This is a genomic window from Caldicellulosiruptor kronotskyensis 2002 (genome assembly GCF_000166775.1).
GTDB classification, from domain to species: Bacteria; Bacillota; Thermoanaerobacteria; order Caldicellulosiruptorales; family Caldicellulosiruptoraceae; genus Caldicellulosiruptor; species Caldicellulosiruptor kronotskyensis.
This window is the reverse complement of record NC_014720.1, coordinates 1,929,144-1,943,078: the sequence shown is the minus strand read 5'-3', so window position 1 is coordinate 1,943,078 and position 13,935 is coordinate 1,929,144. Positions and strand designations below refer to the sequence as shown.

At 37.4% G+C, this 13,935-nt stretch carries 13 protein-coding genes; 12 read left to right on the top strand and 1 reads right to left on the bottom strand.

Features of this window, described 5'->3' with window-relative positions; all coding sequences use genetic code 11:
• Positions 1–18: 18 nt before the first annotated feature.
• Entirely contained in the window at positions 19–729 is a 711-nt protein-coding gene (locus tag CALKRO_RS08975) for a TVP38/TMEM64 family protein (protein ID WP_013430717.1), read from the bottom strand.
• A gap of 238 nt (positions 730–967) precedes the next feature.
• Between CALKRO_RS08975 and CALKRO_RS08970 the strand changes: the two genes are divergently transcribed.
• The 12 genes from CALKRO_RS08970 (at position 968) to murJ (ending at position 13,931) form a co-directional block, all read left to right on the top strand.
• Positions 968–1,546 (top strand): 2-oxoacid:acceptor oxidoreductase family protein, encoded by a 579-nt coding sequence (locus CALKRO_RS08970; RefSeq protein WP_013430716.1) that lies wholly within the window; start codon positions 968–970, stop codon positions 1,544–1,546.
• The gene (locus tag CALKRO_RS08965; protein ID WP_013290123.1) at positions 1,543–1,842 is read left to right on the top strand and encodes a 4Fe-4S binding protein; all 300 of its coding nucleotides are present in this window, start codon (positions 1,543–1,545) and stop codon (positions 1,840–1,842) included. Before CALKRO_RS08970 ends, CALKRO_RS08965 begins: the two co-directional genes overlap by 4 nt.
• Before the next feature lie 31 nt (positions 1,843–1,873).
• Complete coding sequence (gene porA / locus CALKRO_RS08960; RefSeq protein ID WP_013430715.1) at positions 1,874–3,055, top strand: 2-ketoisovalerate ferredoxin oxidoreductase subunit alpha; 1,182 nt, start codon at positions 1,874–1,876, stop codon at positions 3,053–3,055.
• A 17-nt stretch (positions 3,056–3,072) separates the two neighbouring features.
• The gene (locus CALKRO_RS08955) at positions 3,073–4,011 is read left to right on the top strand and encodes a thiamine pyrophosphate-dependent enzyme (RefSeq protein ID WP_013430714.1); all 939 of its coding nucleotides are present in this window, start codon (positions 3,073–3,075) and stop codon (positions 4,009–4,011) included.
• Positions 4,012–4,159: 148 nt separating this feature from the next.
• Positions 4,160–4,990 carry a prephenate dehydratase gene (gene pheA / locus CALKRO_RS08950; protein WP_013430713.1) on the top strand — a complete coding sequence of 277 codons (831 nt, stop codon included), beginning with the start codon at positions 4,160–4,162 and terminating at the stop codon, positions 4,988–4,990.
• 20 nt (positions 4,991–5,010) lie between these two features.
• Entirely contained in the window at positions 5,011–5,919 is a 909-nt protein-coding gene (locus CALKRO_RS08945; protein WP_013430712.1) for a DUF2232 domain-containing protein, read from the top strand.
• Complete coding sequence (locus tag CALKRO_RS08940; protein ID WP_013430711.1) at positions 5,916–7,919, top strand: DHH family phosphoesterase; 2,004 nt, start codon at positions 5,916–5,918, stop codon at positions 7,917–7,919. The genes CALKRO_RS08945 and CALKRO_RS08940 overlap by 4 nt, the downstream gene beginning before the upstream one ends.
• 30 nt (positions 7,920–7,949) lie before the next feature.
• Positions 7,950–8,396, top strand: a complete 447-nt coding sequence (rplI, locus tag CALKRO_RS08935) for a 50S ribosomal protein L9 (RefSeq protein WP_013430710.1) — start codon at positions 7,950–7,952, stop codon at positions 8,394–8,396.
• Between the two features lie 25 nt (positions 8,397–8,421).
• Positions 8,422–9,765 carry a replicative DNA helicase gene (gene dnaB, locus CALKRO_RS08930; protein ID WP_013430709.1) on the top strand — a complete coding sequence of 448 codons (1,344 nt, stop codon included), beginning with the start codon at positions 8,422–8,424 and terminating at the stop codon, positions 9,763–9,765.
• A 32-nt stretch (positions 9,766–9,797) separates the two neighbouring features.
• Positions 9,798–11,048: an adenosylhomocysteinase gene (locus CALKRO_RS08925; RefSeq protein WP_013430708.1), complete on the top strand. Its 1,251-nt coding sequence runs from the start codon at positions 9,798–9,800 to the stop codon at positions 11,046–11,048.
• Positions 11,049–11,053: 5 nt separating this feature from the next.
• Positions 11,054–12,340, top strand: coding sequence for an amidohydrolase (locus CALKRO_RS08920; RefSeq protein ID WP_013430707.1), 1,287 nt, complete (start codon positions 11,054–11,056; stop codon positions 12,338–12,340).
• Between the two features lie 34 nt (positions 12,341–12,374).
• Entirely contained in the window at positions 12,375–13,931 is a 1,557-nt protein-coding gene (murJ, locus tag CALKRO_RS08915; protein WP_013430706.1) for a murein biosynthesis integral membrane protein MurJ, read from the top strand.
• Positions 13,932–13,935 lie beyond the last annotated feature (4 nt).

Genomic DNA, 13,935 nt, shown 5'->3' with positions numbered 1-13,935 from the left:
GTAGCAGCAGTACATCATTTAAAGATTGCTGCTACCTTTTTTGTGCACACAATTATGAATGGTTTTTATGATTTTGTCTCTGTATACAACACCCAAGACAAACAAAATAGCAGCTGCAGCAGAAACTACAATTGCCATTGTGTAGTTTTTTTCTTCAAGGCTGCTTCCAATGTATGATGAAAAAAATATTCCTGGCAGTCTTGCAATGGCTACAATTGCAAAAAATCTTAGTGGTTTTATTGGCGAAAGTCCAGCAATGTATGTCAGAATGTCTTTTGGAAGTCCTGGAATTAAAAAGAGTAAGAATATGGCTATTTCTCCTTTTGGTGAATTAATAAGCGAGTAAAATTTTCTGAGCTTTTCCTCGGAGACAATTTTCCTCACAAGACCAAATCCCAAAAGCCTTGTTATATAAAATACACACACAGAGCCTATCATGATGCCAATTAGCGAATATACTGTGCCAAGCAGCGTACCATAAAGGTATCCGCCAGAGATTTGCACAGCTTCACCTGGAATAGCAGAAATAATAACCTGAAGAATTTGAGTTAGGATAAAGACAAGCACACCAAGATGACCAAAAGACAAAACCCAGCTTTTAAATTTCTGCGGATTTGAGACAATATTTACAAGAAAATGAGAGTATCGTATGGCTACTGCCGTTGCCAGTAAAATAAATCCTGCAATTGCAATGATATTTAAGACAATTGAAAGATTTTTCCTCTTCACTTTTGCCCTCCAATGTCATACTTAAGATGTTTTATAATATAACTCTCACCATATTACTATAACCTACTTACAGATTCTTTGCAATCCCTAATCCATATATATACAATTATGGTGTATTCAAAAATATGTTGATTTTTTAACATTCAAAATATATAATAAAAAGGTAAGTAGCCTTATAGTGATGAGTTTATCTTTTTCAAATAAAGTTTTCAAATGTTTTTTTGAGGGAGGTTTGAACATGGGCAAGATGATTGAAATAAGATGGCATGGTCGAGGTGGCCAGGGTGCAAAGACAGCTTCTCTTCTTTTAGCTGAAGCTGCTTTCAACACAGGCAAGTACGTTCAAGGTTTTCCTGAGTATGGTCCAGAGCGAATGGGTGCTCCTATCACAGCTTACAACAGAATAAGCGATGAGAAGATTACTATTCACAGCAACATTTATGAACCTGACTATGTAGTTGTTGTTGATGAAACGTTAATCGGAAGTGTTGATGTAACAAAAGGGCTCAAAAAAGATGGTGCGATAATTGTCAACACTTCAAAGTCTCCTGAAGAAGTAAAGAAGATGCTTGGGAACTTTGATGGAAAGGTTTACACAATTGATGCAAGAAAGATTTCAATGGAGTGTTTGGGCAAGTACTTCCCCAACATCCCTGTGCTTGGTGCAGTTATTAAGGTAACAGGTATTATTCCCGAAGAAGAAGCAATAAAGGATATGGAAGGGTCGCTCAAGCACAAGTTTGCAACAAAGCCAGATGTGATTGAGGGTAACCTCAAAGCGTTTGTTAGAGGAATGCAGGAGGTGCAAGGAGAATGAGAAAGATGAAAATAACAGAGGATGTTACATGGAAGGAAATAACACCAGCAGGTGTAATTATAGACCCGGGTAATGCAGAGGACTTTAAAACAGGCGACTGGAGAACAATGAGACCTGTATGGCATGAAGATAAGTGCAAGCAGTGTCTGTTCTGCTTCTATGTATGTCCAGATTCATCAATAAAGGTTGAAAATGGGAAGATGGTCGGAGTTGACTATGACCACTGCAAAGGTTGCGGGGTTTGCACAGAGGTTTGTCCATTTAAAGCTTTCGATTTTGTAGAGGAGAAGAAATAAGAATTTTGAATTTGAGGAGGGGAAACTACAGATGGCTATTCGTGATAGACTTTCTGGTAACGAAGCGATAGCTTTGGCAATGAAACAGATAAACCCTGATGTTGTTGCTGCTTTTCCAATTACACCTTCAACTGAGGTGCCACAATATTTTTCTCAATATGTTGCAAATGGTGAGGTAGACACTGAGTTTGTTGCTGTTGAGTCTGAGCACAGCGCAATGAGCGCATGTATTGGTGCATCAGCTGCGGGAGCTCGAACTATGACAGCAACATCCTCACAAGGTTTGGCGCTGATGTGGGAGATGCTCTACATTGCAGCGTCAATGAGACTTCCAATTGTCATGGCAGTTATAAACAGAGCTCTTTCTGGTCCTATTAATATTCATAATGACCATTCAGACTCAATGGGTGCAAGAGACAGTGGCTGGATTCAGATTTACTGCGAAAACAACCAGGAAGCTTACGACTCTTTGATTCAGGCAATAAGAATTGCTGAACACAAGGATGTAAGACTTCCTGTGATGGTATGCTATGACGGATTTATCACAAGCCATGCTGTTGAAAATATAGAGCTTTTAGAAGATGAACTTGTAAAGAAATTTGTGGGCGAATACAATCCAGAGTTTTATCTTTTGAACGAACAAAACCCAATTTCAATGGGTCCGTTAGATTTACCACCGTACTACTTTGAGCACAAAAGACAGCAGGCTGAAGCTATGAGAAACGCTAAAAAGGTAGTCCTTGAAGTTGCGGAAGAGTTTGCTGCCTTGACAGGAAGAAAGTATGGTCTTTTCGAAAGCTACAAGCTTGACGATGCAGAGGTTGCAATTGTTGTTATGAACTCAACAGCAGGAACAGCTAAAGCTGTTGTTGATGAGTACAGAAGCAAAGGATACAAGGTAGGTCTTTTAAAACCAAGACTTTTCAGACCATTCCCTGTTGATGAGATTGTAGGGGTACTCAAGCACTTAAAAGCAATTGCTATAATGGACAAGTCAGATGGGTTTAACGCAGCTGGCGGTCCACTTTTCACTGAGATTACAAGCGCTCTTTATGGAAGAGCAGATGGTATAAAGGCTATCAACTACATCTATGGTCTTGGTGGAAGAGATGTCAAGACAGATGACATCGCAAAGGTTTATGACAGGCTTCTTGACATTGTCAAGACAGGAAATGTTGGTGAAGTTTACAACTACATTGGTGTGAGAGAATAAGGAGGTGCAAATTAAAGATGGCATACAATATAAAAGAGCTTGCTACAAGGCCTGAAAGGTTTACAGGCGGGCACAGAATGTGTGCAGGGTGCGGTGCACCTGTTGCTGTAAGAGCAATATTACGCGCACTCAAACCAGAAGATAGGGCTGTTGTTGGTGTTGCAACAGGATGTTTGGAGGTTTCAAGCTGTATTTATCCATACACAGCATGGAAGGATTCATTCATCCACAGCGCATTTGAAAACGCTGCTGCAACAGTTGCCGGTGCTGAGGCTGCATACAAGGTTTTGAAGAAAAAAGGAAAAGTCCAGGGCGAGTTTAAGTTCATCGCGTTTGGTGGCGACGGTGGAACATACGATATTGGGCTTCAATCTCTCTCTGGTGCAATGGAAAGAGGTCACAACATGGTATATGTCTGCTATGACAACGGTGCTTATATGAACACAGGTATCCAGAGATCTTCTGCTACACCGCTTTACGCTGATACAACAACATCTCCACAGGGAAAAGTGATTCCAGGTAAGATGCAGTGGAGAAAGGATTTAACAGAAGTCATGGTTGCGCATGGAATTCCGTATGTTGCACAGACAGCTTTCATCACGCCAAACCTCAAAGACTTAATTGAAAAGGCTGAAAAGGCACTTTATACAGATGGACCAGCATTTTTAAATGTTTTGGCTCCATGTCCAAGAGGTTGGAGGTATGAGACATCAAAGCTCATTGAAATTTCAAAGCTTGCAGTTGATACATGTTTCTGGCCACTTTATGAGGTTGTAAATGGTCAGTACAGGCTCACTTACAAGCCAAAAGAAAAGCTTCCTGTTGTTGAGTTTTTAAAGACTCAAGGAAGGTTCAGACATCTGTTCAAAAAGGGAAATGAACACTTAATTGAGCAGATTCAGCAGGAAGTTGACAGAAGATGGGAAAGACTTTTAGAACTTTGTGGTGAAAAATAATCGATATAATGTATAGCAAAAGCAAAAAGGCTCTCTGCCTGAGAAGTTTGTAATAAATTTTAGGCGGAGAGCCTTTTTGATATGTTTGTCTTTTATACTTTCACAATCAATGTTAAAATATATAAAAAGCAGGTTATGAGGTGAAAAGGTGAAGGTTGCATATTTAGGTCCTATTGGTTCATATTCATATGAAGCTGCAAGAAGATTTTTTGGCGAAGAAAGAGAAAAACTTATCGCATGCGAGACTATAGATGATGTGTTTGAGACCATTGAAGAAAATAGAGCTGAGTTTGGAGTTGTTCCTGTTGAAAACTCCATTGAAGGAAGCGTCTCAACAACCCTTGATTATCTGTTAAAATCCCAGGTTTATATAGTAAAAGAGATAGTTTTGAAAGTAGAGCATTATCTTAGCGCAAGAGAAGAAAAAAAACAAATTTTAACAATTGCCTCACATCCGCAGGCATTTTCTCAGTGCCATGACTATTTGAGAAAGAATTTTAAACAGGCAAAACTGATACAAGTTAGCAGTACCTCATATGCAGCAAGGATGTGTGCAGAAGGTGAAGTAGACGCTGCAATTTGTTCATCTTTTGCAGCACGGCAAAATAATCTTAAAATCTTGGCTGGGCCAATAAACCACGACAACAATTACACAAGGTTTTTTATTATAAGCAAGAACGCTAACTTTGAAAAGGGCGAGAAGAATAAGACATCAATTATCTTCTCAACCTATGATAAGCCAGGAAGTCTTTACAAGATTTTGGCTATTTTTAATCTTTATGACTTAAATTTGACAAAGATAGAGTCACGACCGGCAAAGACTAATCTTGGTGAATATGTTTTTTTTGTTGATATAGATGGATTTGTGGATGATGAAGATGTAAGTGATGCGCTGAAAGTGGTTCAACGAAAATCTACATTTTACAAACTTTTAGGTTCTTATTCTGTTATCTGTTCAGATTCAGATAATAAAAATTAGTAAATGGATGTGAATGAAGTATGAACAATAAACTTTTAAAAGAAGGTCTTATATCGGTAGTAATTGGAGTTTTTCAAATAATTTTATTTTTACTTCAGTTTAATCCTGTTTTGACATTAGCAGGTTTTCCTCTTTATGTTGTAGCAGTAAAAGAGAATTTTGTAAAAAGGATGGCTATATCATATGCCATTTCTGTTCTAATTCTTATGATTATTGGTAAATCTCCAATTAATTTTCTTTTTCTCTTAATTACATTTATCTTGCCCATATGCGTATTTTTGCTTTTGCAAATTTCAAAGACCACTGTTATGGATTTTGCAACGCTGACAGCAGGATTTTTGCTCTACCAGGTGCTTGTTATAAAAGCTATAAAGGTTCTTTATAAGAAAGATGAAGTTGCCCAAGTTCTTTCTCTTTTAAAGGGGATGTTTGAAAGTTATTTTAGAGTAATTGGTGACGACAATCTCTCAGATAGGTTAGTTGAATTTTTTAAACTCATGATGCCTGGATTTGTAATTGTTGAAGCAATCGTATTTGCGCTTTTTGGATATTATATTGCTAAATTTGTTGCAAACAAAGTTGGAATTCAGAAGGAGTTTTTACCTTTTTCAAAGCTATTTATGCCCAAAGAAGTTACAGTTGGAGTTGTAGTATTCTTTATTCTTTCTCTATTTCCAACAACCGTTGGTGCTTTTTATGTTGTTGTGAGCAATATGATAATAATCCTTTTATTGCTTTTGTTTATTCAGTCACTTTCTTTGATATATGCGGTGATAGAAGAAAAGATTAATTCACAATTTATTAGAGGCTGGCTTTTTACAGTTTTAATCATATTCGGTATGCAATTTTTAATTTTAATGATATTTATAGGTTTTCTGGACCTTATACTTGATTTTAAAAAACGCAAACCAAAGAGGGTGGAATTGTGAAAGATAAAAAGTCTCACTTAAGATTTGACTTTTCTGTCTCCCAGGCAGGTTTTATACTTTCTTTACTTTTTGATTTTATAATCCTATATTTTGATATCAAGATTGGCTTGATTTGTCTTTCACTGATTGTTCTGCTTGCCATTTACAATTTGAGGCTCAACAGAAAAAAGAACAAACAGCTTTTAGAATATATAGAAACTCTCACTCTTAACATAGACACAGCATCAAAAGATACACTCTTGAAGTTTCCATTTCCGATTCTTATTTCAGAGTACAATGGGGATATAATATGGTACAATCATAAATTTCTAAATACAGTAAAGAACAAGAAATTGATTGGCAAAAATCTCAAAGATGAGTTTCCTGAGCTTTATTCAGCTGTTTTGGAGGGAAAAAATAAGATTGAAAAGTTTGAATATGAAGGTGCTTTCTTTGATGTTTTGGTAACCGTTGTTGAGGTGGAGGAAGGGAAGAACGAGAAGAGGTTTTTAAACCTATTTTACTTTGTTGATGTTACTGATTTTGTTATTCTTCAAAAGAAATATGAAATACAAAATGTTGTTTTTGGTTATTTGACCATTGACAACTATGAAGATGTTCTGAATTCAGCACCGGAGGTATCTAAATCTTCTATTGTTTCTGAGATAGAAAAACGTATCACTGATTGGTTTTACAATCAAATAAGGTCAGATGTGTTTTTAATGAAGTATGAACGGGACAAGTACTTTTTTATATGCAATAAAGAAGCCTTTTACAAGATGCAGGAAAGAAGATTTAATATTTTGGAGCAGATAAAAGAAGTAAATTTGTACAATAAGATAATTCCTACCATAAGCTGCGGTATTGGCATAAGGCAAGACTCTATATTCCAGGCACAAAAGGATGCAAAAACAGCTCTTGACATGGCACTCAGCCGCGGCGGTGACCAGTTTGTAATATTTCATGATGGTAAATTTGAATTTTTTGGAGGTAAAACAAAAGAACACGAAAAGCGTTCAAAGGTGCGCTCACGTGTTATGGCACAGACAATAAAAGAGATTGTGAAACATTCTGATAAGATATTTATTATTGGCCATCAGTATTTTGACCTTGACTGTTTGGGTGCAGCTGTGGGTTTGAGCAAGTTGTGCCTAAATTTGGGCAAGGAAGTGTACATTGTAATTAATTCTTACAATCCTACGATTAAAAACTTTCTTCAAGTTCTGCTTGATGACCCTCAATACCAGAACATAATAATTGACCAGCAGAAAGCTCTGAAGATGAAAACAAAAACCTCTCTTTTGTTTGTGGTAGACACTCAAAGAACAAGTTACATCGATATGCCGCAGATGATTTTGGAGTTTGAAAAGATAATTGTAATTGACCATCACAGAAGACCTGCCGACTGGATAGAACAGGCTCTCATTTGCTATTCAGAGACATACGCTTCATCTGTATCTGAACTTGTTGCAGAGCTTTTGAGCTATGAAGGGATAAAGCTGAAAAAATTTGAAGCAGAGATATTATTAGCGGGTATAATGATTGACACGAGAGGATTTACAAAAAATGTTGGTGTGAGGACTTTTGAGGTTGCAACATACCTCAGAGAGAATGATGCAATGCCAGAAGCTATTAAAGAGTACTTAAAAGAAGACTTGGAAAGTTACATTTTAAAAAGTCAGCTCATATCCAACCTGGAAATCATTTATAGCAATATTGCGCTTGTGGTTGATTATTCACAAGTGTGCCGGGATAATGTTATAATAGCAAAGGTGGCAGATGAGCTTTTGAACATAAAAGGGATTGACGCTTCTTTTGTTGTGTGCAAAATAGAAAACAGTGTGCTAATAAGCGGCCGGTCGAATGGAAAGATAAATGTTCAGGTTATATTAGAAAAAATTGGCGGTGGAGGTCATTTAGAGACAGCAGGAGCAAGACTTGAAAACAGAAGCATTGAAGAGGCAAAAGAGGTTCTTTTAAAGGCCATTCAAGAATATATTAACGAAAACAGAAACATCTAAATTGAAACAAAAAGGAGTGTGTATTCTAAGATGAAGGTTGTACTTTTGCAAGATGTAAAAGGACTTGGGAAGAAAGATTCAATAGTTGAAGTAAACGATGGGTATGCCAGAAACTATTTAATTCCAAGAAAGCTTGCTCTACCGGCAACAGAAGGGTTAGAAAAGCATATAAAAGAAAAGAAAGAGGCTGAACAAAAGAAAAAAGAAAAAGAATTGCAAGCTGCAAAGGATTTGGCAAGTAAGCTTGAAAAGAGCCAGATTATTATAAAAGCAAAAGCAGGTGAAAATGGAAAGCTTTTTGGTTCTATAACAAACAAAGAGATTGCTGATGAGATAAAAAAGCAGCTTGGGTTTGACATTGACAAGAAGAAAATAGAGCTTGATGACCCTATAAAGCTTATCGGAAGCTATGATGTTGTTATTAGACTATATCAGGGAGTTGTGGCAAAGCTTAAAGTTCATGTGACAGCAAGCTAAGTAGATTTGAGGAAGTGAGTAAAAGATGGAGCCCGACATTGTTCAAAACCAGGGTCAGATGCCCGAAAGCCGCGAAGCAGAAGAAGCGGTTGTAGGTGCAATGCTTTTGAGCCGCGAGGTAATTTCTGATGTTGCAGAGATTTTGACAGAAGAAGATTTTGCAACGCCACAGCTTAAAGAGATTTTTGCTGCTATAATGGACCTTTTTGAAGAGGGCAAACCGGTGGATGTCATAACTGTGGCTGAAAGACTGAGAGAGAGAGGAACATTCGATGGCGTTGGAGGAAGTGAGTATCTGACAAGCCTTGTGATAAATACTCCGACAACTGCAAATGCTACATATTATGCAAAGATTGTTGAAGAAAAATCGCTACTTAGAAAGCTCATAAACTCTTCAATGAAGATTATTGAAAAGTGTAAGAGCCAGACAGAAAGAGTTGAAGACATTGTTGATTTTGCTGAAAAGACAATCTTCAATGTGATTTCTCACAAGAATTCAAAAGATTTTTCTCATTTAAAAGAGATTTTAATTGAAACATACAACAAGATAGAAGAACTATACCTCAGAAAATCACATATAATAGGTGTTCCCACAGGATTTGCTGAGTTTGACAGAATGACAGCAGGTCTTCAGCCATCAGACCTGATACTTATTGCAGCAAGACCTGCAATGGGCAAGACAAGTTTTGCGCTAAACATTGTCCAGCACGCAGCTTTGAGAGCTGGCGTGCCTGTTGCTATTTTCAGTCTTGAGATGTCAAAGGAACAGCTTGTAACCCGTATGATTTGCTCAGAAGCAATGATAGACAGCCACAAGCTTAGAACTGGCAACTTAGAGGATGAAGAGTGGAAAAAGTTTGCAAAGGCTTTAGCACTTTTATCAAACGCTCCAATTTATATTGACGACACGCCTGCCATAACAGTTAGCGAGATGAGGGCAAAGTGTAGAAGGCTCAAGCTCAAAGAAAAAGGGCTTGGTCTTGTGATGGTTGACTATTTGCAGCTTATGACTGCTCGTGGCAGGTTTGAAAGCAAACAGCAGGAGATTGCTGAGATTTCAAGGTCATTAAAAGCCTTGGCAAGAGAACTAAATGTCCCAGTACTTGCTCTTTCACAGCTATCCCGTGCACCTGAAACAAGGGCTGACCACAGACCGATTCTCTCTGACCTTCGCGAAAGTGGAGCAATCGAGCAGGATGCTGACATTGTTGCGTTTTTGTACAGGGATGAGTATTACAATCCTGACACTGACAAAAAACACATAGCAGAGCTTATAATTGCAAAGCACAGAAATGGACCCACTGGTACAATTGAGCTTCTTTTCTTGGACAAACATACAAAGTTCAAAGATTTGGAGAAAAATAGATAAGTAAAATAACTATAAAATCAAAAAAGGGTGTGATGCTGTTGTCAATTATCAAAGATTATTCTTTGTGGGAAGATGGGCTCAAAAAAATTAACTGGGCAAGAAGGTTTATGCCTATCTTAAATCAGATAAGAAAAGAATATGAAGACAAAAAACCGCTTAAAGGCTTGAACATAGCAATTTCTGTTCATCTTGAGGCAAAGACAGCAAACCTTGCCCTGCTTTTGAAAGACTTAGGTAGCAATGTTTTTGTTACAGGGTCCAATCCTTTATCTACTCAGGATGATGTTGCAAGCGCTCTTGTTCATGAGGGCATTGAAGTATTTGCGATAAGAGGTGTGGACACATCCGAATATTTTAGTCATCTTGAGAAAACTCTTGAAAATGATATAGACCTAATCATTGATGATGGCGGAGATTTGACGTATCTTCTTCATACCAAGCGAGAAGATTTGGGAGATAGAATAATTGGTGGCTGTGAAGAGACAACAACAGGGGTAATAAGGCTCAGAGCCCTTGAAAGGGAAGGCAAGCTCAAATTCCCTATGATTGCAGTCAACAATGCTTATTGCAAACATCTTTTTGACAATCGAATTGGAACTGGTCAGTCTACTTGGGATGGGATAATGAGAACCACAAATATAACAGTTGCAGGTAAGTATGTGGTTGTTGCGGGATATGGTTTTTGCGGCAAGGGAATTGCAAAAAGAGCCCAGGGACTTGGTGCAAAAGTGATAGTTAGCGAGGTTGACCCGATCAAGGCTTTAGAAGCGTATATGGACGGGTTTGAGGTAATGAAGATGCAAGATGCTGCTAAGATTGGGGATATATTTGTTACTGCAACAGGGTGCAAGGATGTAATAAGGTATGAACATATCTTGCAAATGAAAGATGGAGCAATCTTGTGCAACAGTGGGCATTTTAATGTTGAGATTGATATTGCTACGCTTGAGAAAAAGGCAGTCAAAAAGTACGAGGCAAGAAAAAATATCCAGGGGTATCTTCTTGAAAATGGCAAAGAGGTTTTTGTAATAGCAGAGGGAAGGCTTGTCAACCTTGCAGCAGCAGACGGGCACCCAATTGAGATTATGGATATGTCGTTTGCAATTCAAGCACTGTCGAGTATATACGTTGTCCAAAATCATAGACAATTGGAAAAGAAAGTATATAATGTTCCAGAGGAAATTGACAGGTTTGTTGCTGAGGTTAAATTGAGGTCTCTTGGGATTGAAATAGACAGGCTTACACCTGAGCAGGAAAAATACCTTGAAAGTTGGGAAGTGTAAGTAAAATGGATATATTAATTAAAAACGCAACAGTTATTACTTGTAATGCGCAAAATGAGGTTTTAAAAGGTGATATTCTTATAAAGAGTGGCAAGATTGCAAGGATAGCAGAAAATATAGAGCTGTCCTTTAGTGAGCAAGCTTTTGTTAAAGTCATTGAAGGAAAAGATTTAATAGCCATACCGGGACTTATAAATGCCCATACACACTGTGGTCAGACAGTTTTGCGTTCTTTTGCAGATGATTTGCCTTTGTATGAGTGGTTATTTGAAAAGATTTTCCCGGCAGAAGAAAAGCTTACGAAAGAGATGATTTATTTTTCTTCTCTTCTTGGTATTGCAGAGATGCTCAAAAGTGGCACAACAATGTTTTTTGACATGTATTTTCATGAGGATATGACAGCAAAAGCTGTGCAGCAAACAGGTATAAAGGCAGTTTTATCACGAGGGCTTCAGACAGATGAAAAAGAAGATGTTAGACTTGATGAGACAAAAGAGCTGATTTATAATTATTCAAGTGACAAGATAAAAGTATTTTTTGGACCGCATTCTATTTATACATGCTCATATGAGCTTTTAGAAAAAGTTGCACAGCTTGCACAGGAGTTTAAAACAGGTGTGATGATACATCTTAGTGAGTCAGAAAATGAAGTTAATGGATGTTACGAAAAATATGACATGTCACCTGTAAAACTATGCAATCAGGCAGGGCTTTTTGATACAATTTGTATAGCAGCACACTGCGTGTATGTCGATGATGAGGATATCGAAATTATGGCAGAGAAAAATGTATCTTGTGTTTACAACCCGACAAGCAATCTCAAGCTTGGCAATGGCTTTGCACCTGTGCAAAATATGATAAAGTCTGGTGTAAATGTTGCCATTGGCACAGATTCTGCAGCAAGCAACAACAACTTGAATATGCTTGAAGAGATGCACATAGCATCTTTGCTTGAAAAGGGAATGTATAGGTTATCAGATATTTTGAATGCACAGCAGATTCTAAAGATGGCAACAGTAAATGCAGCCATAGCAGCAGGTATAAAAAAGACAGGCGTTCTTCAGGAAGGTTTTTGCGCTGATATAGTACTGCTGAAAGCAAATGATTTTAACATGCTGCCATGTTACAATCCGATTTCAAATGTTGTTTACAGTAGCAATCCTTCGAATGTGTATGCTACAATAGTGGATGGTCAGATACTTTACATGAATGGAAAGCTTTTTACACTTGATGAAGAGGCTCTTGTAAAAGAGGTAAAGAGCATAGAGAAGTTTTTGAAAGAGAGTGTTTAGAAATCTTTTTAAGCCATGAAAGGAAGGACAAGAATTGCAGTATAAAAAGGCAACAAAAATAGCATTGCAGCTTTTTGTTGTAACAGTCTTTACAAAACTAATAGGATTTATAAGAGAGGTAGCATTTGGTGCAAGGTTTGGTACAAGCGTAAAGGCAGATGCTTTCCCCCTTGCACTGCAGCTTCCGAACATCCTTTTTGCTTCTATTTTTGCTGCTTTTTCAACCTCATTTATACCGTTTTACACAGATATACGTGAAAAAAAAGGTGAGGATGAGGGAATAAAATTTACAAACAGTGTGATAAATACATTGCTTCTTGCATCAAGCATTGTTGCAATCTTTGGCTTTATCTTCTCAAAACAACTTATTATGCTTCAGGTGCACCAAAGTAAAGAACTCCAGATAATGTATGCGTCGAGAATTTTGAAAATTACAATCTTTATGATAATATTTACAAGTTCAGCAAACATACTTCAGGGTTTTTTGCAAGCAAACGGGAACTTTACAAAGCCGGTACTATCAAGCATTCCTTTTAATCTCTCAATTTTTGTCGCGATATTTTTATCATACTTTGAACCGTTCAAGAAATTTGATATATATATAGTGGCAGTAGGATTTGTTGTCGGGTATTTTTGGAGCTTGGTTTACCAGCTTAATAACTCAAAGAAATATGGCTTTAAATTTTATCCTGTGGTCGGGCTGAAGGATGAAAACATAAAAAAGATGATAAAATTTTCTTTCCCGGTTTTCATAAGCAGCAGCATGGCTCAGCTTTACACATTCATTGATAGATACCTTTTGACAGGGACATCAACCGGTGCTGTTGCGGCTGTTGCATATGCAGGGAAGCTGAACGATGTGGTGGTTGGAGTTTTTTCATCCTCAATTTCTGTTTTAGCTTTTTCAACCCTCTCTAATCTGCAGGCAAAAGGAGATAAAGAGAATTTTAGAAAGTTCTTTGTTTCTGCTGTAAACTCGATTATTCTGATGATGATGCCGTTTGCCATAGGTGGAATAATTCTATCGAAGGAGATAACAAGACTCATTTACCAGAGAGGAAATTTTACCATTGAGTCTACCTTGCTTACAGCCTCACCACTTATGTTTTACTGTTTGGGTTTTGTAGGCCTTGGTCTTAGGGATATGTTAAATAGGACTTTGTATGTTTTGAAGGATTCAAAAACAGCTGTAAAAAACGGTGTTATTGCTATTGTTTGCAATATTATACTTGACATAATATTTATTCATAAGTTCAAGCACACCGGTGCTGCTATGGCATTTGCTTCGGCGAACTACATTGCAGCAGTTTTATTGTTTATTTCTCTTAGAAAAAAACTTGGTTCAATTGGCTGGAAAAGGATTGCAGGTGTGTTTGTAAAGGCGCTTGTTGCAAGCTTAGTAATGGGCGTCTTTGTATATGCATTTAAACAAAAATTTATTTATTTAACGATGCCATTTAAATACTTTGCCATTTATACCTCGGCAAGTATTTTGCTTGGAATGGGAATATATGCAGGGCTTATATACCTTTTGAAGGTAGAAGAAGTAGGTTTGATTGTTAAAATGGTAAGAGAAAAATTTGGAATTTGAAAAA